Here is a 22390-nt window from a genome sequence, read left to right on the forward strand (position 1 = left end):
GTCGCGTTGCGACGACACATGGGTGTGGGGGATTGACTTCGACAAAGAATACAGGTGGGAAACTCCGCCGGAGCGAGAACCGGCTAGCACCCAAATAATTGTGCTAGGGGTCTGGCTCCTATCGCCTTATCTAACCGGCGGTCGGCCAAACCTGTGAGTTCCCCCACCTGGCATCGCCATGCCAACCTCCCATACCCATGCCGGCAGCCAAGATATTCTCTGTTTGTTTGATAGCACGACACACCCCTCCAAACGTCTGACACCACTCACGCCAACTTAAAAACGAGGTCTAACCACATCGGTCAGACCTCGTTCTGCTATTTATTCTGGTAATGTAACCGTCACTTCAGCCGGCTTAGTTTCAACCAAGACATTACCGTTGTAAACAGAGTACAACAGTTCGGCGCGTTCGTTCAAAGCGTCGTACCAGTTCTTGGCGTTGAAAATTAAGAAGTTCGCTGGCTTGCCGACTTCAATGCCATAACTGTCTTGCACTTGCATCGTACGCGCACCATTCTTGGTAATAAAGCGGTATGAATTCATGATTTCGGTGTAACCCATAATCTGCGTTGCATGCAGTCCCATGTGTAAAACATCCATCATGTTACCGTTACCCATTGGGTACCAAGGATCCTTAATATCATCTTCACCAAAGGCCACGTTAATACCCTCAGCGTCCAACTCCTTCACACGCGTCAAACCGCGACGCTTTGGATATGTATCAAAGCGCCCACCTAGGTACATGTTAATCAGTGGGTTTGAGACAAAATTGATATCGGCCATCTTCAACAAGCGCATCAACTTATAAACATAGGCGTCATTGTATGACCCCATCGCTGTGGTGTGAGAAGCCGTCACCTTTTCCTTGAGGCCCGTTTCAAGTGCCAACGCCGCCATCGTTTCCAAACCACGTGAAGCTGGGTCATCGATTTCATCCGTGTGGGCATCAACCAACAAGCCATACTTTAGGGCCACTTCAAAGGCAAAATGCAATGAGTCAACTGAGTATTCACGGGTGAATTCAAAGTGCGGAATCGCCCCAATTGCATCAACACCCATTTCAGCGGCCTTGATCATCAATTCTTTACCACCTGGGAATGACAAAATGCCTTCTTGTGGAAATGCCACCAGTTGCAATGTCATCCATGGCTTTACTTCTTCACGAACTTCCAACAATGCCTTTAAGGCAGTCAGACGAGGGTCTGTCACGTCGACGTGTGAACGCACAAATTGCAAACCATGCGCTGCTTGAACACGCAACGCTTGGACAGCTCGTTGCTTCACATCTTCATGTGACAACGTTGCCTTGCGGTCAGACCAGATGCGAATCCCGTCAAACAAGGTCCCTGTTTCATTCCATTCTGGGTCACCGGCCGTCATGGTTGAATCCAAGTGAACGTGGGGGTCTACAAATGGTGGCACCATCAACTTACCGGCTGCGTCAATCACTTGCTCATCAGCCACTGCTTCTAAATGATTGGCAATGGCGACAAACTTGCCATCAATCACGCGGACATCTTGGGCTTGGTCCGCATTTTCAATAAATACTTGCTTAATCAGCATTTTTCTTCCCCAATTAATTCATGTTGTTAACGTTCAGTAGAGTATACCATATCGGACACCTGCCTCGACAGTCATTTCACAAATGATTCCTTGCATTCACCTAGTAATTCGGACACAATATGGGATAAAGGGGGAAATATCTTATGTTAAATATTGCTTACGTCGGTTTTGGTAAGAGTACCAACCGCTATCACATTCCCTACCTAATGCAACGGCAAGACAAGTTCCGGATTACTCGGGTTGTGACGCCAACACTTGGCAAGCGCCCTACCGAACAAAAGGCGCTCGAAGCAACAGGTACTATTTTCTCAACTGATTTAAACGACATTCTTACTGATGACACCATCGATTTGGTCGTGGTTGTAACACCCGCTCCGGCACACTATATCAACGCACGACAATTGCTTTTGGCCGGTAAAAATGTGATTGTCGACAAGCCGATGGTTGAAAACTTGACCCAGGCGCAAGAACTAGTTGATATCGCCCGCGAACGCAACTTATTCTTCATGCCTTTCCAAAATCGACGCTTCGATAGTGACTTTTTAACGTTGCAACACGTCTTAGATGCCGGCTATGTGGGCCGACCGGTCGAATTGGAAGTGCATATGGATCACTACCGACCTAACAGTGCGACAACCACTGGCGGTCCCATCGACGGAGCTTGGTACGGTCACGGTGTCCACTTGGTTGACCAAATGATTGCCTTGTTTGGTAAGCCAACGAGTGTAACCTATGACTTGCGGGCAACTCGCGAACTCGGCGCTAAAATCGATGACCAATTCGAAGTGAATTTCCACTACCCAGATGCCTTCAAGACCACTGTCCAAGCAACTGAACTTGCGACGGTCGCTTACCCTAAGTGGGTGCTGCATGGCACCACCGGGACATACATTAAGTACAACATCGATCAGCAAGAATACGACTTGAAAGTCGGCATCTTGCCAGGAATGCCAGGCTTTGGGGATGATGCACCTCAAGACTATGGCCAATTAACCTACTTCAACCAAAGTGGTGATCGTATTGAAAAGGTCATCCCCACCATTCACGGTGACTACGGCCGTATTTACGACGCAGCCTATGACAGTATCGTGAATGACGCACCGAAGTTGATTTCTGACAGTCAAATGCTAGCTGTTATTGAAATTTTGCAGGCAGGGTTCAACGAACCAGCGCCACATATCGTCCAATTCTAACGGCAAAAAAGCACTCCGCAACATAATGCGAAGTGCTTTTATTTTTAATACCAGTTATTTTGTGCGCGGAAATTAATCGCATTGTCGATTGAACCGTAACGATCGTTGATGTAGTTTAACATCCCCGTCGTTTGGGTTTCAACTGAACCGGTACCCCAAGCATTCTTAGTTTGTCCAAGACCTAAGTAGCCGTTTGGTGAAACCACATCTGGGTTACCACCTGATTCAGGCAAAACGATATTATTCCAAAGCGCATCAGTTCCACCAGCTGCGATAAATTGATCGTAAACTGATTGCGTTGCGGCTGTTGTATCAGCTGTTGCTGTTTGAACGGGTGCTACTGCCGTAGTGTCAGTATCCGCTGACGTCGTATCTGAAGTTGCAACGGGTGTCGTCGTATCAACTGTTGCTGATGCATTAACACTCGTTAATTGTGCAACGGCATCTGAAACGGCTGCTTGTTGGACAGGCGTTGCACTTGCCAAAGTCGTCTTAGTTGCAGCCGTTGATGTCACATCTGAACTAGCCACAGCAGTCGTCGTGTCGTCAGTAGCTACAGCACTATCAACCGTCGTATCGTTTGTGTCAGCTGAAGAGGCCGCAGTCGCAACCAATGAGGCAGCACTAGCTGTTGACTCTTCAGTTGCAGCAGAGCTTGCCACAACAACTGGCGTTACTGACGCCCCAGCTGTGGGCACAACTAGCACTTGTCCAATTGATAACATTGCCAAATCCAAAGTTGGATTAGCAGCCGTCAAAGCAGCCACGGTCACACCATTGGCGGCTGCAATGCTTGAAAGCGTATCACCATCGACCACCGTGTAAGTATCCGATGTCGCCGTTGACTTAGGTGCTGTTGATGTCATTTGCTCCAACGCTGCAGATTCGGCGGGCGTTACTGGCGCTGCTGACACACTTGCAGCACGCTTTTCAGACGCTGATGATGCCACAACTGATGTCAAAACATCGGATGCTGAACTAGCAGCTACCGTTTGTGCAGTCGTTGCCGACTTAACAGCCTTAGTTGACGTTGCTGATTCTGACGTTGCTTCTGATGAAGTGGCAACGGTCACTACTGGTGCTGTTTCATCAGAACTAAAGGCCACTTGCATCTCTGATGCAGGCATCGTTGCCTTTGGTGCTGCAGCATGATTAGCCGGCGTCGTCCGTTGCGGCATCGCTGCCCCAGCGCGCCTCACAATCTTACGAGCCACGTCTGACGTTGTGGTTACACCACGGCCTCCTGTTGATTTGTTGCTTTGTAGCAAACTAGACAAAACGGGGATTTTTGTCTCAGCGGTAATATCGCTTTGCTTCTTAACGGCGTGCTTAATAGCATCCATGTGTGCGACCCCACTCACACCCATAGCTCCTGCGACTGCTGCAATCACACCTGCTTTTGTCTTTTTATTCATATATACCTTTTCCTAACTTATAAAATACACCCTCTTACTTACATCAAGTATATGACGAATATCATTTTTAGTGAAGCCCTATTTCCGAGGTTTGGGATTCAGCTTAAAGCCATAAAAGGTACTGCCCTTGTATGTTTGCTTGGCCAACTTCCCTACTGCCGTGTAATCTTTGCCACGTTTTGATTTAGCCGCAAAACTAACTTCTTTGCCAGCCAACAATTTCGCGAGCTCATCATCGGTAAATTTATGCCCGCTCCATTCTTTGGCAAACGTGATTTCTTCACCGTTGAAAGTGCCAGTTGTTTTCTCGCTAACCTTACGCACGGTCTTTGGTTTTGGTACCCCCAATGTTGCTTGCAACGCCTTAGCATTCGCCACCATAATCGGCATATCGTGATCAACCACCTGAGTCACTGATTCCAGCAGCTTGTCCATTGTCATTTTAAATTTGCCCACTTCGTCCATCATTTCAAACAGACGTTTGGTAATCTTTGGCGACGCAATCCAAGTCCCCTTCACCATGACCGCTGACACATTACCTGTTTCCGTTAGCGTCAACTTACCGCGAGCCTCACGCAACATCGCTTTTTGACCCTTACCCATGTCGGATAGTGTCGACACACGTGTTGCACCGGTACCAACATTATGCTTTTCCAAGTACGCCATAATCCACTTCGTCGTGGGTTGCTGTGGCTTCTTGTTGGCACCCTCATGAATGTACGGGTCCGCCATTGGCCCCAAGGCACCCGCATTTTCATTCTCATCGTCATCATCAACACGCGTAGCGGCAAATGAATCATAAACCAACTTAAAGTTCAGTTGAATTGGCACATTGAAAGTCGTTTTAAAGCTTGGGTAATCAGCCAAATCGGCCGTCACGTGGTCGTACACGTAGTCTTCTGCCAGCATCGCCAAGTAGTTCTTCGCCAGAACTTCATAAATCGCCATCGCGCTGTCGCCGTACTTTTTCAGACTTTGTACATCAGCTGGCACATTTACACCTGGCCGGTTCGCCCCGTGGGATCCTTGTGGCTTCACGTGCGTAGCCCGCGGTTGCCGGTGTGTCAACAAACCAGTATCAACCCCTACCAACCTGGCAATCCGGTCAACCAATGGCAATAGTTCATTAAATTGCTCCGGGGTAACCGTCTTATCTTCAGTACGGGGGTATGACACCACTTGTGCTTCGTACATTCTTTGATAAGTTGCCAACACTTCCTTTGACGCATACCCGCGCGGTGCCAACACTGCCGCTAACCCCGCCAAATCTAGCAAACGCCCTGGTGCCTGGGTTCGAGTTTGGTGCTTTTCGTGTGCCACCGCACTACTGTGATACTTGGCCATATCTTGTTCAGCCGCGGCCTTATTCGGAAATCGCCACGGTATCACGTCGCCATCTTTTGTCACACGACCAAACACGTGACCAGCCAGGTCTTTGAACTTCACCTCATAAAAGGGGCTTCGAACATAGTTTTTAATCGCTTCCAGTTGTTCATAGATTTTCCAAACGATGACCGACTTCAACCGGCCTTCGCGGGCGACGACCTTATAACCCGCCTTCTTGGCGGATGTCGTCGCAATGCGCGTTAATTGCATCGACATAAAGTCCCAACGGTTACGGCTTTCACCTTTCAAGTAAGCACCGTGTTGCCACTTATCTGTCACATCCGTTAATTGCCGCATCGCCGCCTTAATACTCTTAGGTGATTCATCCATAAAATTGGCGCGCAAAACCTGGCCACGCCAACCAATGGCATCAATTGCTTCCCACGCCAATAAATCACCTTCACCAGATGGATCCGTGTCAGTCGCAATAACCAAGGCATCATACCCCTTATTCGACTCCGCCTTGATGTCATCCACAATCTTCTTCGTGGATTCCGACTTACCCGTTCGCAAATTGCGATTACGAATGTACGTCCGCTGCCACTTGAAGTCACTAATCTGCCAAGGCATGTGCTTAAGCGTCCATGACTTGTAGGCCTTTTGCAACTCATCTGGCACCATTTCTTCTGGTTCTTTCAACGTCATGATGTGGCCACGGAGGTTAGTAATGTTAAAGTTATTGCCTTCAAACTGGCCGACCTTCCCGCCAAGTGCTTTGACGAAATTTTGGGCAGCAGATGGTTTCTCAGTAATAATTAAATAGTTCGCCATAAGTCCCTCGCTTAATTGTCATCCTTTGTTTTCGCTAAAACTTTATTATAGACGAAAAAAGGCACCCCGCTGATTTGTAAGCGGGTTGCCTTAATATTTTCTATTACTTTTTAAATAGCTTAGCAGCGATGTAGTAAATGACGCCCGTCAATGCCATCGCTACGAACGTCACACCAATTGTTTGGCTAATAATATCAACTGACTTCAAACCGAAGTACAAGGCAATACCAATCAACCAAGCACCAATGGCCAACCAATTCAAACCACCATTGTACCAGTACTTACCGTCAACCTTCGTGAATTCTGACAACTCATATTGTCCCTTACGAATAAAGAAGAAATCCACCAGGAAGACTGCAATTTCAGGACCTAAGAACATGCCGATGTAATCCAAGAATAAAATGAAGGCATCCAAGAAAGTGGCAAACCACAATGGAATGAATGACACCAAAGTTGCACCAATCGTGACAATCCACAAAGCAGGTGTCAACTTTAACTTATGCCACATGTTGGTCAAAGCTGACCCAGCCGCCATCAAGTTAACTGCATTCGCTGTTGTTGACGTAATCACAATAACTAACAAGGCGATAATCCCCAAGCCCAGCTTTGAAGCAATCGTTGATGGATCTGAATCATTTGGATCAAAAGCATTGTTCATCAAGGCCGTTGCAATTGTTGCCGTCAAGCCAATGAAAGCAAACCAGAACAACCCAATATTAGCACCCAAGAATGACCACCCCGTTGCCCCTGACTTATGCTTCGTGAAACGTGAGAAGTCAGATGATGCGGTTACCCAGGCCAAGTTAAAGGCAGCCAAGATATCGATTGCAGCCCCTGATGAAATGCGCACCTCTGCTGGCGGCGTCCAGGCGAAGATATCCGCTAGTGACACGTGTTGGAAGACTACAATCGATTCCCAAATCACGAAAATTGCAACCAAGATAATCCCGAGACGTTCAATCATACGGACCGAGCGCTCACCCAATGAAATTGATGCCAAGTGCAACAATGACATGATGACAATCCCGATGACTAAGCCAGCTTTGCCGCCTGCAGTGTAGGCTTGCCAGCCAAACAAATCCTTGAAGATCACCGAAATTGAAATGGCAGCAATAAACGTATTTGCGGCAGCCCACCCAATAAATTGCACGATGTTAATAATTGATGGTAAGAATGACCCACGCAAACCGAATGATGCACGCGTCAAGGTCATCATTGGCACCCCCGTCGTAAAGCCCATAAACGAAGCAAGTGCTAATAAGGTATATGACACCAATCCTGAAATAATCATGGTCGTCGACGCAGTGTACATTCCCGCTGCGGCAATCACACCACCGATGTACCACGTCCCGTTGTTGGCATTGGCACCAACCCAAGTTGCAAACATATCCCAGTTTGACATTGTGCGCTTGTCAGTTGAAATTGCTTCAACTTGACCAAACTGCTTTTCCATATTCCCTCCTTGCACCTAGGTATAAGGTAAACAAAAAGGGCCACTCCGTTACAAAAATGTACAGAGCGGCCCACTAATAGTCTACAGTTATCCTAAGTGACGCGCTCTTTGGCCAGTTCTCTGACTGACGGTTAAAAGAACTATTTATAATTTTCAACTTGGTCTACTATACCGACCTTGGTTAACAGCGTCAACCGTTTAAAAAGGAAGTAAAAGATTCGTAAAACGTTTAACGTCGCGTCACCAGCACGGTAACGCGACGTTAACTAATTTTTGTTAAATATGACCCGTAATGATACCAAGTATCGCTAGTAGCATCACTACGAATGAACCCAGCGTACCAATCAACGCGACCCAGGTAATCCCACTTGGGACCTTCCAAGCGTTTACGCCGTCGTAATCACGCCATGTTTTACGCCCTTGGGAGGTGACAAACACGATAATGGCGAGTACCGATAAGACGCCTTGACCAATCACACTTAGGACCTGTGGTAGTCCGGTTGGCACAACCGAAAACAATGTGTAGTTTGTGACGGCAGCCAAGCAAACGACAATCGCTAATAATGCAGATGCCATCTCAAGTTCCCCTTTTCATTTCAATATTGTTACATCTATTGTAACGGGCCTCACACGTCTGCGCACGCTAAAAAGCCAAATAACTTAAAAAGGTTACCGTTTTGCTTAATTCCCCATTGGCGCTTCAATGCCGGCTGATAACTGAATATCATGCTCTGCCAAAATACGGATGATTTTCATATTAATATCAGCTCGTGTCCCAGCCCAGTCGGCGTCTGGCAACATCTTAAACTGTGCGACCGCCATAAACTCATGTCCCCGTGTCGTCACGGAATTGATGTACGCCTTTTGCGTATCAGCCGCAAATCGGTCATCCGCGGCCAACATTGTTTCCACATCAGCCATCGCTGCCATCATATCCGTCGTCTTAGTCGCAATGTCTAAGTAGAACGTCAACGTTAACTTACGGGTCTCCATGCGTGACCAATTCGTGATCGGTTCATTTGATAACGTCGCATTCGGCACAATCACCAAAGCACCATCAAATGTCCGCACGAGCGTTGATCGGAATGTAATGTCTTCCGCGATTCCCTCAACCGACGGTGACGCAATCCAGTCACCGATTTGGAAAGGCTTTTCAGTAATGATGATAATCCCACCTAACAAGTTCTTGATTGGATCTTGAGCGGCCATCGAAACAGCCAATCCAACCAACCCCAGTCCAGCAAACACCCCATTTACATTAATGCCCCAGTCAGACAAAATCATCGTCACCGTTAAGGCCATGACGACAAATTGCAGGATGCGGGTCAAGAATGGCATCACAATCGAATCAATCTCCATGTGCACACGTTCGCCCAAGTGCGCCAATAACGTTGTCAATGAACCCATCAACGTATACAGCCCATAACCGATACTAAAAATTAGAATCGAGCGATAAACTTGTATTGCAAATGTAATTAGCAAATGTGGGGCATGCGCCGTGTGCAATGCCAACAGCAACCCTGAAAACAGTACGACAACACGCGCTGGATTTTCAAACGCCATCAAGACGTCAATCCAGGCTTCAAAGCGCTTCGGAATCCGCTTCTCAATAAAGTGGAAAATGCCTCGAACGACACCACGAATCAACAAAAATGACACAATGACGATCAGTACGGCCAAGCCCAATGATTGCCAATCAAAGCTGTGCGCTAACCAGCGTTCAAACAACTTCATGTTTCTCTCCTCTGTTTAAAATACTATTTTACTAATCTCAAATAATTACAGTTTTCAAGTATAACAAAGAACGCACGGTCGAATGGCTGTGCGTTCTAGGTCTTTATCAAGTTTTTACTTCTTGTTTCTTAGCTAACTGTTGCAGCTCATGCAACGTCGTCTTGCCACCATTTAAGCCCGTCGTTCGTTGCCCATTGTGCACGTACGTCACGTATGGCAAGTTCGTCACCTCAAGACTATCGCGGAAAGATTTCTTCAGCCTGTAAGCCCCAGTATCGAAGTAGTATACTTCATGATACTTAGCGAGTTGCTTAATCACTGGCGATAACTTGCGACTTCCTGGGGACGCCGCTGTACCAATATAAATGTAATAATCACCACGCGACCGGTCGTTGACAACAGCGCCCAATTCATTTTCAGCAATTGCCGTTGTCCGCTTTAAGTTGTTGCGATAATCACTTTGTGTGACCAATGAAATCCGATTTTCATGGCGTTTCACTTGCCAACTCACTAATGAGCCAATCACGACTAACGCCAAGAAGACACCGTTTACTGTGATATAAACGGTTCTCAACTTAGGTAATAGCTCATCCGCTAGAATGTTAGTCAGGCCCATCAACAACAAGCCCCAGAATACATTCACACCAAAGCCGAACAGGTGGTTAACCACCGCCCAAATGTATTCCAACACAAGGATGATAATTAAGCCGTATATCCACACCTTTCTTTTCTCATCACAATAACTCCTAAACATACTAATTTATAGTATATGGGAGCTTACCAACTCTGCCCAGCTTTCAGCGTATTCCTCATAAGAAATTTAAAAAAGGCGCAGGCCGAAGTCGGTTTGCGCCCTTAGTTTTTCAGTACCCTAACGCGTTATAAATGCTGTGATCTTTGTATTTTGTTGTTCAGGTGCGAAGAAGTCATCGGCGCGTTCAAACGCTTGGACCCGTCCATCTGCCAGTAATAGTACATCATCCGAAATATCACGTGCAAACGCAATATCGTGTGTCACTAAGATAATCATCCGATTAGGTAACTTGGCTACCTCAGTCATCATATCCGTCACCTCTCGAATCGATTCCGGGTTCAACGCTGAGGTCGGCTCATCAAACAACAGCACAGGCGCTTCGGTAAAATTAAGGCTCGTAAAATGCCAATACGTTGTTTCCGACCACCGGATAGTGAACTGGGGTATTGTGTCGCGACCCCAGCCAAATTAAATTTTTCCAGTAACGCCTTCGATTGTTGACCAGTTAGGTAAAGCGGCGAGGCAGCATTATCTAGTGCCGTCAAATTCGCAAAGAAGTTAAAGTGTTGAAACACCATCGCTGTTTGACCAGCTAAATCCGGCACATTGCCAGTCGTAACCGGTTGTAGGCCGTTCAACGTTCGAACCAACGTTGACTTGCCGCCGAGGATGGTTAGTACTTGTGCGGTGGGGATGTCAAACGACACCTCATGCAACACTTCCCTGGTTACATGCTTTTTATTCATTGGCACCGTCACAACTAACTGCTTAACTACCATCGTCATGCTGCTACCCTCCTACATGTACCGACGATAATAGCGTTCATAGTGATCAGCAACTTGCAAAACAAGGAATATTGTTTTTTGTGTGAAATTTAGGCAATTTGATCAATGTCTAAATCAGTATTGAATTCGCACCATCAGTAGCCCGATAATTAGAGAAAGCATCATTCATTAAGAGGGGGAATTACAATGACTGATATGACTAAATTAGCACGTCTATTCCAGCGGGCCTTGGTTTCTGTAATGGTTGTCTGTTAATTCAAGAAATCATTCACGGCAGCACATCCTGTTATGGGGCCGCCTTTCAACTTATCTTGGCAGATGCTTTACTGTCATGCGTCGCAGTAGCAACATTCGCATTTACTGGCTGGTTGCATCTGTGGCGTTGGTCACGGCTGTCGTGAATGTTGCTCATTTGTTATAGACGTACCAATAAAATTCTAAGAGAAGGAACACACATGTTTTATAAAAACCACCGTGCAGATACCCAATATGGTAACCACTACAAAAGTTAAAGAAACTGAAACGACTATTAAATACTACTATTACGTCAAAAATCACAAATAAAACCCGACAGATATCGGGCGCATCGTCTTTAAAAAGCTGGTGGCGCAACAACTCGGAGCGCCGAAAATAATCCTCGTGAAATTCACCTAACACATGCGACATGTTGACATACTTTGCCGGCTAACTGAACCGGTTTTGCCATTTCATAGCATTGTATGTCGTTGTATTTTTACTTTTTTTGTCGCTTTTAGCCATTTCTCCTAGTAATATAAGTGTGTAGAAAAAGCCCCGTTAGTGGTCGGACACTAACAGGGATGACAATTTCCAAGAGCTTTTAGTGACTAGATATCTTCGTTTTCGGACGTGGATGTTTTTCTTTTGTCTCGCTATTCACTCGTTTAACATCAACGTAACCGCTGACAATCGCACGAATGATTTTAGGTAACATCAGATTAACACCACGAGCACCGCAAAGATGCTACTTGCTGCCCAGTGAACCACTCTAAACTCCCAGATAATCTTTGAAACATTTTATATGTCCTCCCTGTTCCAAGAAAAATTGTAGAGAGAACAGTGACGCCATGTATTGCAGAAACTTGCCGCGGCTTCAACGGGTAATTAAGCCGCTCTACCACATAGACTATGTATGCCCGACTAACGACTCACTGTAAACGATTATCACGAATACTTGTATAAAATAAAAAACGCCTTACAATCATGTAAGACGACATAAGGCAGGCAGCCACAATATTAAATTTAATTATGCTATTTATACCGTTACTCCTTGGCCGAGAAACGGTATTTTTTATTGTCTCAACCCATAAAAAAGAGGGGCACATTTTTGGGCGCAACTAATACAAATCCGTACATTTCAGTACAAAATAGTTACGACCCTTTTGCGACCCAATCACTTATTTATCAAGGAAAGCGTCGGTATACCAACGTTTTCAACCTTAAATATGGAGCCGAGGGGAGTTGAACCCCTGTCCTACCATCTCGTAACTAACACATCTACGTTCATAGCTGAATAATTTAAATCTCGTCTAGTGCACGCCATTCCGCGCGGCGATCAGTTAGACCAGCCTGATTATCCTCTTCATACCTGCCCCAGGCAGAGACAAATATGCGCAGATTGCTTCATTTTAAAACCTAGCTTAACCCACAATCAAAGCTATGCATAGGCAACGCAGGCTGTTTTTTAGGCAGCTACTGCGTAAGTGTTTTGTGAATTGTTTGCAGTTAATTCTTCTGAGTGGATTATAGGGCCACAACCCCTAAACGCAGTATTAGCACGAACAATGCCAGTCGATTCCGTAACGGCCCCGTTAATGTACGGCTTCCGTACTTAATTATTATAACAAGCTCTCATAACATTCACAAATAAATAGAGAAGTTGTGCTTGTTTTTGTTTTTAGTTCGGTTATAATTGGTATGTTGGGTGGAACGCAACAAAATTAACATTAAAACACGAACATTAATCAAGCTTAGGGGACTTTAAATGGACTTTTCAACTGTATTCGACTACGAAGATATTCAACTCATTCCAAACAAGTGTATTATCGAGTCTCGCTCTGAAGCGGACACGTCTGTCACACTCGGCAATCGTAAGTTCAAGATTCCCGTTGTGCCAGCTAACATGCAAACGGTTATCAACGAGGAGTTGGCGATGAAGCTCGCTACTGAGGGGTACTTCTACGTGATGCACCGTTTCGAACCAGGAACACGTTTGGACTTTGTCCGTCGATTCCATGAAGCTGGCACATTTGCGTCAATTTCCGTTGGGATTAAGCCAGAAGAATACGAATTCATCGACGCTTTGCAAGCCGCTAACTTAACGCCTGAATACATCACCATCGATATCGCGCACGGTCACTCCGACGCCGTTATCAAGATGATTCAATACATCAAATCTCACTTACCAAATGCCTTTGTAATTGCCGGTAACGTGGCTACACCTGAAGCAGTCCATGATTTGGAAAATGCGGGTGCGGATGCGACGAAGCTTGGTGTCGGTCCTGGTAAGGCCTGCATTACAAAGTTAAAGACTGGCTTTGGTACTGGCGGTTGGCAACTAGCTGCCCTCCGACTTTGCGCAAAGGCTGCTAAGAAACCAATCATCGCGGATGGTGGGATTCGTTATAACGGGGATATCGCCAAGTCAATTCGCTTCGGTGCCACGATGGTCATGATTGGATCATTGTTCGCAGGCCACACTGAAACACCTGGTGAAATCATCGAAATGGACGGCGCCAAGTATAAGACATATTTTGGTTCTGCTTCGCAATTCCAAAAGGGTGAATACAAAAACGTCGAAGGTAAGAAGTTGCTAGTTCCTTACCGTGGCTACATCGATGACACCTTGCTTGAAATGGAACAAGATTTGCAATCAGCTATTTCATACGCTGGTGGCCGTCAATTGATGGATCTTAAGTACGTCGACTATGTCATCGTTAAGAACTCAATCGTTAATGGAGATTCTTACTAAACAACAAAACGCCAAGCGAACTGAATCGCTTGGCGTTTTTAAATACGTTTATAGTGCCGCCAACATTTCTTGTAACATTGACTGACGATAAATTGGGCGGTTGTTGAACTTACGACGTTCGACTTCCACTTCCTTTTCGGCACGGTCTGAAGCAGCCTTGGCGATTGCTTGCGTCTCCGTTGGGCCAACTGTACCTTGTGCTGACTGCATTTGCGTGAATAGCGCAATGTAGGCGTAGTACGCACCCAAGAACCAACCGTTAAAATATGGCATGACGACATTCGCCTGGCCAATCTTGTCATGGTTGTGGTGCGTAATCTCGTGATATTCTTCTGACAACATGCTCTTAATTTGCGCGTACAAATCAGAAGCATTCTTTTGGGCAACCTTTTCTAACGTCACAAAGTTATCCGTCGCAAACTTTTCAGTACGGTCAACCCATTCAGCCGGTTGTTCTTCGGGGTTGATATTCTCAATTTCCGCAAACACTGCCAAGTGCGCGTCACTGTAGCCACGCTTCATCCCCGCCATCAACACAGGCTTCAGAATATTGTCGACCTTTGCCAAGTTCAGTGACTCGTTCAACTGCGCAACCACCTGCTCAAACTGTTCTTCGATCATGTCGTCATCCTCATCTCATTTAATCCTTATTTACTATACCATAGCTAGCAAAAGCACCGCCATCTCAGTCGACGGCGGTGCTTTTCGGATTTACTTTTCGTTTGACCAGGCTGCCTCTCCAGGCAACCAAGCTTAGTGTGATTATATGAGAGCTTGAGTATTGTTTATAAATGGTCAAACAATTATTTGTGAAATAATCATCAAACAAGAACAATTGTAAACTATTCTGCGAATAAAATCAATGTGAATTTGATAACAAGTCCAAATTAATGGAATACCATCCCGCCATCAACGACCAATGTTTGCCCTGTGATGTAATTTGAATCCTTGCCAGCCAAGAAGGCAACGGCTGATGCGACTTCTTCGGGCTCTGACAAACGACCAAGTGCAATGCCGTCTGAGAATTGCGCCATGCCCCACTCATCATCCTTACCAGCATTTTGACCAACTTCGTGGGCGATATCAAACATCATTGGTGTCTTAACGATACCAGGTGCAAATGCATTAACCGTAATGCCCAATGGCGCCAATTCCTTCGCCGTCGTTTGTGTGATACCACGGATTGCAAACTTAGTTGCCCCGTAGACCGTCAAATCAGGATTTCCTTCAACACCCGCTTGTGATGTGGCGTTGATAATCTTCCCCCCGTGGCCAGCTTTCTTAAAGGCTTCGACCGCCGCTTGCGTTCCCCACACTGTACCGTTGATGTTTGTATCAAACGTCCAGCGCATTGTCTCTTCGTCAACGTCCATGATTGGTGTCGTAGGTGCAACACCCGCGTTGTTGATCATGACTGTCAAATCCCCAAAATGTGCAACGGTCTTTTCAACACCGGCAAATACTTCATCACGCTTCGCAACATCAGCTGCAACTGCCAACGCTGCGTCAGGGTGAACTGCGTTAATTTCGTTTGCAACGCGTTCAACCTTTGACAACGTGCGACCAACAACTGCGACCTTGAAGCCGTCATCTGCTAAACGCTTAGCAATCGCTTCACCGATACCTTGTCCTGCGCCAGTAATAAATGCTACATCACTCATGTTAGTTACCTCTCAAATAGCAAATCCCTAAATAAAATTCCTATTGCTCATTAATATACAAATAATAATACAACTTTACTTTCACTTTGTAAACGTTATGGTTTTCACAAAATAAAACGACCGAAAAAAAGCTCTAACATCGCTGTCAGAGCTTTTCTTATCTATTGTGCTGTGTAGCCACCATCGATAACGAATTCGGCACCAGTTGCAAACTTTGATTCTTCAGAAGCCAAGTAGACACAGATCCACGCGATATCGTCTGGTTCACCCATACGTCCCATTGGCGTCTTCAATCGTTGCGTCACGTAAGGCGCGACTGAGTCACCTTCACCAGAACCATCTGTCATTGGCGTCGCAATGTAACCTGGGTGCACCGTATTCACACGAATATTCAAATCATTTTGGGCTGCATAGACTGCAGCTGACTTTGAGAACATGCGGACCGCCCCCTTCGAAGCGTTGTATGAGGCCGTCATCGTGTCACCAACCAAACCAAGGATTGATGACATATTAATGATTGACCCACCACCATGTTCCTTCATCGCACGGAAACCATATTGCGTACCAAGGTACATCCCATCAGCATTAATGCTCATCAACTTACGATAAGCGTCAAAGGTATCGTGCTCAATGTCATTAGTTGCTCCGATGCCAGCATTATTGACCAACACATTCAACGGGCCAAATGCCTCTTCTGTGTAGGCAATCAAGTCCTGCCAACCTTGCTCGTCAGATGCATCGTGTTGTTGAAAACGAATCACATCTTCCCCACCAAGTTCCTTGGCTGACGCCTCACCAACATTGGCACGACGTCCCGTAATCACGACCTTAGCACCCTCTTCAATAAAACGTTGGGCAATTGCCTTTCCCAAACCAGTGGTTCCACCAGTCACAATTGCAACCTTCCCCGTCAAACGATCTACCATAGTCTTTACCTCGCTAATTTCTTTTGATACTTCAGAGATTACCAGGAAATTATGAAGATTTTTGTTTTGAACTCTTGGAATTGAAAACGTTTACAGATTTGGCTAATTTTGTTCATATAGTCGGATGGCTTCGGGTAAATCATGGGCCTGACCACGTTCCATGTAGCCCACTAATTCAGCAACATTTTGCCAATTTTAGAGATATTCCGGTAAAAAATTAATTAGTTCCGGATCGTAGTTGCCCAAATCCGTTTGCAAGGTCTCTATTTCTTGAATCTCCTTGGCATACTTACAAGTCGTTAACAATTTGTTATACACACTAGTTAACTCACCCTTCCGCGTCGCAAAAAGCACAATCGCGGCAAGTCCTGCAACGCCTCCGTATCCAAGCAAATTCGTTTGCCCATGTTGCACGGCCACGCTCAACAGCACGACCGACAATAGGCCACTCACTACAGCTAAAGCAACATTGTGTGTCTGCTTGGTTGCAGTTTTATACGTCTCATCTTGCACACGTTGTTTGTCATTTTCTAACTCAAAAATTCGCTTAATTGCGCGCAGATCCTCTAAATCTTTCGTTTTGAAAGGCCGTTCTTCACCTTTAGGGACAGGTTCTCGTTTCGGTACCGTCGTATTGGTGTTTGGCAACGGAAACAACTTTACTTTCTGCACAACTTGTTGACCACTTACTACGTGCTTTCTGAATGGCATTGCCCCTTCAGCTGGTGCAATATAAAGAGGCAGGTATGGCGTTGCCCCAACATAATAAGTTGCTATTTCACCATCTTCTTGATTAGGTACTGTAAATTGATAAATATTTCCCGACTGTTAGTAAATTCTCAAAATATTGAGAATCATCCTTGCCCGCTCGTCGTGCATCAACACCCGCTTCAAAAAATCCACGCATCTCATCCACGGATACAATCTCCCAAACTGGCTTACCAGAATCTGTATTTGTCGTGTGTACTTCGCTTAAATTTTCATCAACTGACTCTACAGGCATCTGTTTAGCAAATGTTTCAGCATCTGACAACTGATACAGTTCATCCTCCAACTGCAATATCTTTGCCAGGCCACCTGTTTCTCATAGACTAGCCAGCGGCCCAGTGTGCGACCGCGGGGATGCCGATCTCGCCAACGCCAGAAACAATAGCACGATCATCGGCAATAAGGCATGACGACCCAAACGCATTAACACGATTAACGCCACAACTAGTAGTCCGATCGTTAAGTGATGATACTAGAGCCCTTACCCGTGCGACGATCTTTTTTCTCAGTCTTGACTCGCAATTCTTCCAACGACTTACTAATTTCATCAATCTCTTTCTGGCGGGTTGCCAAGCATCATTTGCAACCGGCACTGGCAATCGTCTGGGAAAATCCGTCGCCAGCTGTCGTTCATACCACGGTTCACGTAAACAGGCCAACTCATGGCGTGAAAATTGACGTTGTAACTCATCACGCGACACCACTAACTCGTCCGTGCCATCATTCAACAATAAAGCCAGCTACTTCAGATGTTTGTTCCAACACATTAAAAATCACCGAAAATCGCACCCAGACCGTTGGCAAATCTTGTGCACTCGCTTCGTACTTTGCCGTACTGCTATACAGTTGCACATAGGTTTGGCCATCCTTTTCAAGTAGCAACGACAACGGGTAATTCACTGTCTGCCCAATTGCCACTTGATAACCTGAATACAACACCCGTAATTAACTTTGTGGCACAGCAATCGGTGCCAACAACCATGACTTCTCTAACAATGGATAAATATCCTGTCGCTCACGGCGCTGACTACGATTAGACTGCGCAATAACCGTTTCATCATACGCCTTCTTCCAATTCGCCCTATCTATCTGAGTCCTTTAAAAAGCAATTTGCTATTTTTGAGTTCTCTTCTTTTTCACAAGTAAAAACAGACGCCCAGATGATTATTATCATCCGAGCGTCTGCTTCATCTTATCTTATTGGCTTTATGTGGCTAGGCTACCCAAACACTTTGTAACTGATGGCGTAGTTGTTGGAGCCAACGATTATAGGTGGCGCGATGAACCCGTAAACGGTGACATCGGCGCGCAACTGTGTCATCCGGATATTGCATTAAATCATATGCTAATCGTTGTAACGGCTGCGATAGCCGACATTGCTTCGCTAAATCAGCCAGTAAAATGGTCGCTTCAGCATCCACAAAGGCTGCGTTACTCATCACTTGCTCCGGCGCTTCACCAAGCGGTACACCGCGATCCTCATGGCGCTTGGATCGCCGTTGCAAATCGCGCAGGCGCCATAGCAGCCACCGAAATAACTCATTATTGTGCTGTGCCGTCAACGTCTCACCCGCCATTAACCGTTCCGCAATCATCAACCGTAATTCCTGGCGATAATCATCAAAATCCGGCGAACGGCGGTAGACATGGCCGGCCTGCAGCACCCCTCTTATCATCAGCTCGTATTGTTCGAGCGTCGCTTCTACTTGTTGGACCATCCGTCCTCCTTTCGTTTGAGCAAATCGCACCCACCTCGCTCAGCGTGCGGCGGATTCTAAGTAACGTGTTTTTGTCATAAAACGTAGATTGTTCTTAGAACTTCTTTATTACACCACGTCAACGTTCACACGACGTCAGACAAAAAGACTGCTCCGACAGAAATCTTATTCTGTCGTGCGGTCTGCTGTTTATTGATAATCGGTTTAGCCCAGAAAATGCAAGGTTACTTGTCCGATTATGCCAAGGCACCCATTGGATCCCAAGGTGATAGCATAATTGGTGTAGCCGTTTCGTAAATATCACGCAACTCTTCTGGCAAGAATTCCTTCTTAATCACAATTTGGTACGTAAACTCATCGAACCACTCATCAGACATCGTGAAGTAACCCTTGTTACCGTTCTTATCGCCCCATGAGTTTTCGACCTTCCACTTCGTTGGCTTGCCGTCAACGAGATCAACACCAGTCAACACCATAGCATGGGTCATCAATGAATCCCCGTATTCCAAACGCTCAGCCTTAGTCATACTGAAATCAACATCGAACAAATCGTCCTCGTTGAACAACTTTGTATCCATCAAACCAGTCTTGCGATCCAACTTAGGTCCCATGTCGACCCCGAACCAAACGTTCTCACCGGCAAGCAATTGCTTCACAGCCAAGTCTTTAAACGTCGCCAAATCAAGGTTCAAGTGCTTCACTTCGCGACCTCCACTGACGTTACCCAACATCTTAACGTTGTACGTTTGATTAAAAGGCTTATCAGCAGTTGGCGCATTGATAATTGAGATGTAATCGCTCAACTCCCAACCAACGTACTTTGCGAAAAAGTCCAACGGTGAGATGGCTTGCTCACGATGGAAATTATTATCCTTATCACGGTATGAGAAATCAAACGCTACCGGTGGCTCGCCAAAAGTCAGTGACAACATGTGGTAGTTTTCGCGACCGAATTGCGCCAACTTTTCATTGATTTCAGCTTGGGCTGCATTGGATGCGACTAACTTGCGCAACGTAATCGCATCCTTACGCAACTTACCATTGTACAAACGGTTGAATTCAGCCGAGTGTGATGACGCTTGTGACTCTGGATAAGCTGACTGTGGCACAACCCCATACTTTTCAATCAATGCCACTAGCATGTCCCATTGACCACCGTCTTGTTGTGGCATTTGTAGTAGGAAAGCCACTTCACGATCATCCGTTGGCTTGTCAGCTGTCGTCAAAATATTCTCATAGAAATAATTGGCCTTTTCCAACTTGTCCCAGAAGAATGTATAGCTTTGTGATAATTCAAAATCACCTGGTAAACCATACACGGCCTTCATATCGTGGCGCATCGTGTTCAACGCCGCAAACATCCAGCAACGTCCTGATTGTAATTGGTTAGCCACCGGTGAGCTTTCCAAATCAACACTAAATACTGGCGTCAACGCACCAGCTCGTTCGTTATCACGGGCTGCTTGCAGGATACCATTGGTTGTGACTGCGTTGCGAATAGCAGCTGACTTTGGACTAACTGACACCGCTTCTTTGTAAGAAGCTAACTCTTCTTGTGTAATTTCACTCATACATTTATCACCTTTTTCTAATATAAAACCAGTCTAGTCCTTTGTATTAACTTTCGCAATGGGGAAAAAGGCATCCACAAAAATTTTGCAGACACCCTATAATTTTATTAATAATTCTCGATAGCTAGAATTGTCTCTTCAAAAAATTTGAAAAACGCATCATGATCAACGTGATAGACAAATTCAATTTCACGTCCTGCTGGTGTTTCAAATGTCCGGCCGCGGCTTTGACCAGTTGGCACAACATCAACTGTCATTTGCTTTGTCTCAACCAGTCAGGATTTTGAGCAAAGGCTGTCGTCAAGACATCCCACAAAAAGTACGTTGAATTTGTCTCGAAGTGGGCCAATACAGGAACCGTCGCATAAGCTTGACCGATAAAGTCCATTACTGGGTGTGAACGTAACTTCGCCCAACGCAAGCGGTCAGCTGGCGTCAATGGCACTTCATGGGTACTCTCTAACCCAACTATTTGAATCTTGATATTTGAATCAAAGACAACCTTGAATGCTTGTGGATCCCAAAAGACATTCCACTCGGCCGTGCCATCTTGTTCCGGTTCAGCAATGTTACCAGCGCCAAAAGTCCCTGCCATCACAACCAAGCGGTCGATCTTGTCTGCCAAACTTGGATCCTGTTCTAACACCGCACCTAGGTCACTAACCGGACCAGTGAACACCAACGTAATTGGTTCAGTGGCTGCCGTTAAAATTGCAGCCAAGTCGTCAGCTGCCGTGTTGTACGATAACTCCGTGTCCCCTTCACCAAACTCATTCAAGATTGGCAAAGCATCAACGGTAAACGAGTCCATCCGCCACTCTTTTGGAAACGGATCGCTCGACTTCGCATCTGACGCACTAACCAACAAATCGTGGTGCTTTGAAAAACGATTGATAATCTTACGTGTCGCAGCCACCGCTGGTTCCAAGTATGAATCAGCCGGCACAACCCCTACACCAACTAGCTCAATCAATCCTTGTTGTTCGTATGACAATAACATCGTCAATGAAGCCAAATCATCAACGCCCCCGTCATGGCTAAAGTACACTTTTTCAGTCATTTTTACGTCCCCTAAATTAAAATCGTTCGTGTTTTTATTGGTTATATAAATAGTATCATGTTTTGAACCCTTTTAAAACGAACAAAATTAAATTATCTGATACCAACGTCATGTTATGGAAACTTAAATCTCAATCGGCACACAATTCAAATACAGTATTTTTTGAAAAACACACTGACTTTCCTTATTAGTCTTCTTACTTTTGCAATATTTCAGAATTTGATTAGCTTGTTAATAATGAAGATCAAATTGTTCATACACTTTTTTGCGATGATATGCCATGTACTGACGCATTTTGCCTTGAAAAACAATTTTCATATTCACATTTAACTTATAATCATCAATTCCTTGATTGAGTACTGTATCCGAAATAATCAATATTCCATTATCATCAAACGAAATTAACCCCCTATCGAACAACGCATCATGCAATACGCATAACCAAAGCCCGTTATCAACATCTAATTTTTCCTGGTTATTTGCCTTAGCCCAAGGCTTTATATGAGGCGCTGATGTCAAGATTATGGACAGGCTTTTTTGGCACCGAGAGGTACCGCACTCCGAAAATTTTTCAAAACCCGGATTTCAGCTTAAAACGGCGTGATTTCTGGGTGTTTTTGTAGGTGGAACAGGGCCGAGCCCT

General features: G+C 45.5%; 20 protein-coding genes, 1 other RNA gene and 1 pseudogene. 2 read left to right on the forward strand and 20 right to left on the reverse strand.

What is annotated here, in order from left to right:
* Positions 1-321: 321 nt before the first annotated feature.
* On the reverse strand, positions 322-1563 hold the full coding sequence (gene codA, locus EST42_RS00035) for a cytosine deaminase (RefSeq protein WP_134643663.1): 1242 nt from the start codon (positions 1561-1563) through the stop codon (positions 322-324).
* A 143-nt stretch (positions 1564-1706) separates the two neighbouring features.
* Here codA and EST42_RS00040 point away from each other — a divergent pair, with 143 nt between their 5' ends.
* Complete coding sequence (locus tag EST42_RS00040) at positions 1707-2756, forward strand: oxidoreductase (RefSeq protein WP_134643664.1); 1050 nt, start codon at positions 1707-1709, stop codon at positions 2754-2756.
* A 44-nt stretch (positions 2757-2800) separates the two neighbouring features.
* On the opposite strand, the gene EST42_RS10750 is transcribed toward EST42_RS00040, so the two are convergent.
* The 9 genes from EST42_RS10750 to ssrA all read right to left on the reverse strand — a co-directional run bounded on the left by EST42_RS10750 (position 2801) and on the right by ssrA (position 12882).
* Positions 2801-4171 (reverse strand): LysM peptidoglycan-binding domain-containing protein, encoded by a 1371-nt coding sequence (locus EST42_RS10750; protein ID WP_245150294.1) that lies wholly within the window; start codon positions 4169-4171, stop codon positions 2801-2803.
* A gap of 78 nt (positions 4172-4249) precedes the next feature.
* A complete protein-coding gene (locus tag EST42_RS00050) occupies positions 4250-6328 on the reverse strand; it encodes a DNA topoisomerase (RefSeq protein ID WP_134643665.1) in 2079 nt (692 codons plus the stop codon).
* 103 nt (positions 6329-6431) lie between these two features.
* Positions 6432-7781 carry a cytosine permease gene (locus EST42_RS00055; RefSeq protein ID WP_134643666.1) on the reverse strand — a complete coding sequence of 450 codons (1350 nt, stop codon included), beginning with the start codon at positions 7779-7781 and terminating at the stop codon, positions 6432-6434.
* 276 nt (positions 7782-8057) lie between these two features.
* The gene (locus EST42_RS00060; RefSeq protein ID WP_134643667.1) at positions 8058-8357 is read right to left on the reverse strand and encodes a hypothetical protein; all 300 of its coding nucleotides are present in this window, start codon (positions 8355-8357) and stop codon (positions 8058-8060) included.
* A 105-nt stretch (positions 8358-8462) separates the two neighbouring features.
* Positions 8463-9515, reverse strand: a complete 1053-nt coding sequence (locus EST42_RS00065) for a mechanosensitive ion channel family protein (RefSeq protein WP_134643668.1) — start codon at positions 9513-9515, stop codon at positions 8463-8465.
* 106 nt (positions 9516-9621) lie between these two features.
* Positions 9622-10236: a hypothetical protein gene (locus EST42_RS00070; RefSeq protein WP_134643669.1), complete on the reverse strand. Its 615-nt coding sequence runs from the start codon at positions 10234-10236 to the stop codon at positions 9622-9624.
* A 150-nt stretch (positions 10237-10386) separates the two neighbouring features.
* Entirely contained in the window at positions 10387-10641 is a 255-nt protein-coding gene (locus EST42_RS10700) for a hypothetical protein (protein ID WP_483414627.1), read from the reverse strand.
* Entirely contained in the window at positions 10608-11054 is a 447-nt protein-coding gene (locus EST42_RS00075; protein ID WP_209019459.1) for an ATP-binding cassette domain-containing protein, read from the reverse strand. Before EST42_RS00075 ends, EST42_RS10700 begins: the two co-directional genes overlap by 34 nt.
* A 1461-nt stretch (positions 11055-12515) precedes the next feature.
* Positions 12516-12882, reverse strand: a transfer-messenger RNA (tmRNA) gene (gene ssrA, locus EST42_RS00080).
* Between the two features lie 174 nt (positions 12883-13056).
* On the opposite strand from ssrA, the gene EST42_RS00085 reads away from it, so the two are divergent.
* Positions 13057-14043 carry a GMP reductase gene (locus EST42_RS00085; RefSeq protein ID WP_134643670.1) on the forward strand — a complete coding sequence of 329 codons (987 nt, stop codon included), beginning with the start codon at positions 13057-13059 and terminating at the stop codon, positions 14041-14043.
* Between the two features lie 48 nt (positions 14044-14091).
* On the opposite strand, the gene EST42_RS00090 is transcribed toward EST42_RS00085, so the two are convergent.
* The 10 genes and pseudogenes from EST42_RS00090 to EST42_RS00135 form a co-directional block, all read right to left on the reverse strand.
* The gene (locus EST42_RS00090; protein ID WP_134643671.1) at positions 14092-14664 is read right to left on the reverse strand and encodes a hypothetical protein; all 573 of its coding nucleotides are present in this window, start codon (positions 14662-14664) and stop codon (positions 14092-14094) included.
* Between the two features lie 266 nt (positions 14665-14930).
* Complete coding sequence (locus tag EST42_RS00095; protein WP_134643672.1) at positions 14931-15704, reverse strand: (S)-acetoin forming diacetyl reductase; 774 nt, start codon at positions 15702-15704, stop codon at positions 14931-14933.
* A gap of 161 nt (positions 15705-15865) precedes the next feature.
* Positions 15866-16630 carry a glucose 1-dehydrogenase gene (locus EST42_RS00100; RefSeq protein ID WP_134643673.1) on the reverse strand — a complete coding sequence of 255 codons (765 nt, stop codon included), beginning with the start codon at positions 16628-16630 and terminating at the stop codon, positions 15866-15868.
* Between the two features lie 195 nt (positions 16631-16825).
* On the reverse strand, positions 16826-17341 hold the full coding sequence (locus tag EST42_RS00105; RefSeq protein ID WP_134643674.1) for a hypothetical protein: 516 nt from the start codon (positions 17339-17341) through the stop codon (positions 16826-16828).
* Positions 17342-17423: 82 nt separating this feature from the next.
* A complete protein-coding gene (locus EST42_RS00110) occupies positions 17424-17690 on the reverse strand; it encodes a hypothetical protein (RefSeq protein WP_134643675.1) in 267 nt (88 codons plus the stop codon).
* A gap of 428 nt (positions 17691-18118) precedes the next feature.
* Complete coding sequence (locus EST42_RS00115) at positions 18119-18316, reverse strand: hypothetical protein (RefSeq protein ID WP_134643676.1); 198 nt, start codon at positions 18314-18316, stop codon at positions 18119-18121.
* Positions 18317-18612: 296 nt separating this feature from the next.
* Positions 18613-19116 carry a hypothetical protein gene (locus EST42_RS00120; protein ID WP_134643677.1) on the reverse strand — a complete coding sequence of 168 codons (504 nt, stop codon included), beginning with the start codon at positions 19114-19116 and terminating at the stop codon, positions 18613-18615.
* A gap of 236 nt (positions 19117-19352) precedes the next feature.
* Entirely contained in the window at positions 19353-20687 is a 1335-nt protein-coding gene (locus EST42_RS00125; protein WP_134643678.1) for a C1 family peptidase, read from the reverse strand.
* 107 nt (positions 20688-20794) lie between these two features.
* A pseudogene (locus EST42_RS00130) lies at positions 20795-21747 on the reverse strand (nucleoside hydrolase).
* A 231-nt stretch (positions 21748-21978) separates the two neighbouring features.
* A complete protein-coding gene (locus tag EST42_RS00135; RefSeq protein WP_209019460.1) occupies positions 21979-22266 on the reverse strand; it encodes an HNH endonuclease in 288 nt (95 codons plus the stop codon).
* Between the last annotated feature and the right edge of the window lie 124 nt (positions 22267-22390).

Origin of the sequence: Weissella cibaria (assembly GCF_004521965.1) — a bacterium.
GTDB lineage: Bacteria > Bacillota > Bacilli > Lactobacillales > Lactobacillaceae > Weissella > Weissella cibaria_A.

Coding starts and splice junctions, on each gene's coding strand:
- EST42_RS00085 (WP_134643670.1), top strand. CDS start 13,057: ATGGACTTTTCAACTGTATTCGACTACGAAGATATTCAACTCATTCCA.
- EST42_RS00095 (WP_134643672.1), bottom strand. CDS start 15,704: ATGAGTGATGTAGCATTTATTACTGGCGCAGGACAAGGTATCGGTGAA.
- codA (WP_134643663.1), bottom strand. CDS start 1,563: ATGCTGATTAAGCAAGTATTTATTGAAAATGCGGACCAAGCCCAAGAT.
- EST42_RS00075 (WP_209019459.1), bottom strand. CDS start 11,054: ATGACGATGGTAGTTAAGCAGTTAGTTGTGACGGTGCCAATGAATAAA.
- EST42_RS00120 (WP_134643677.1), bottom strand. CDS start 19,116: ATGGTCCAACAAGTAGAAGCGACGCTCGAACAATACGAGCTGATGATA.
- EST42_RS00125 (WP_134643678.1), bottom strand. CDS start 20,687: ATGAGTGAAATTACACAAGAAGAGTTAGCTTCTTACAAAGAAGCGGTG.
- EST42_RS00060 (WP_134643667.1), bottom strand. CDS start 8,357: ATGGCATCTGCATTATTAGCGATTGTCGTTTGCTTGGCTGCCGTCACA.
- EST42_RS00105 (WP_134643674.1), bottom strand. CDS start 17,341: ATGCCATTCAGAAAGCACGTAGTAAGTGGTCAACAAGTTGTGCAGAAA.
- EST42_RS00050 (WP_134643665.1), bottom strand. CDS start 6,328: ATGGCGAACTATTTAATTATTACTGAGAAACCATCTGCTGCCCAAAAT.
- EST42_RS00090 (WP_134643671.1), bottom strand. CDS start 14,664: ATGATCGAAGAACAGTTTGAGCAGGTGGTTGCGCAGTTGAACGAGTCA.
- EST42_RS00065 (WP_134643668.1), bottom strand. CDS start 9,515: ATGAAGTTGTTTGAACGCTGGTTAGCGCACAGCTTTGATTGGCAATCA.
- EST42_RS10750 (WP_245150294.1), bottom strand. CDS start 4,171: ATGAATAAAAAGACAAAAGCAGGTGTGATTGCAGCAGTCGCAGGAGCT.
- EST42_RS00100 (WP_134643673.1), bottom strand. CDS start 16,630: ATGGTAGATCGTTTGACGGGGAAGGTTGCAATTGTGACTGGTGGAACC.
- EST42_RS00040 (WP_134643664.1), top strand. CDS start 1,707: ATGTTAAATATTGCTTACGTCGGTTTTGGTAAGAGTACCAACCGCTAT.
- EST42_RS00055 (WP_134643666.1), bottom strand. CDS start 7,781: ATGGAAAAGCAGTTTGGTCAAGTTGAAGCAATTTCAACTGACAAGCGC.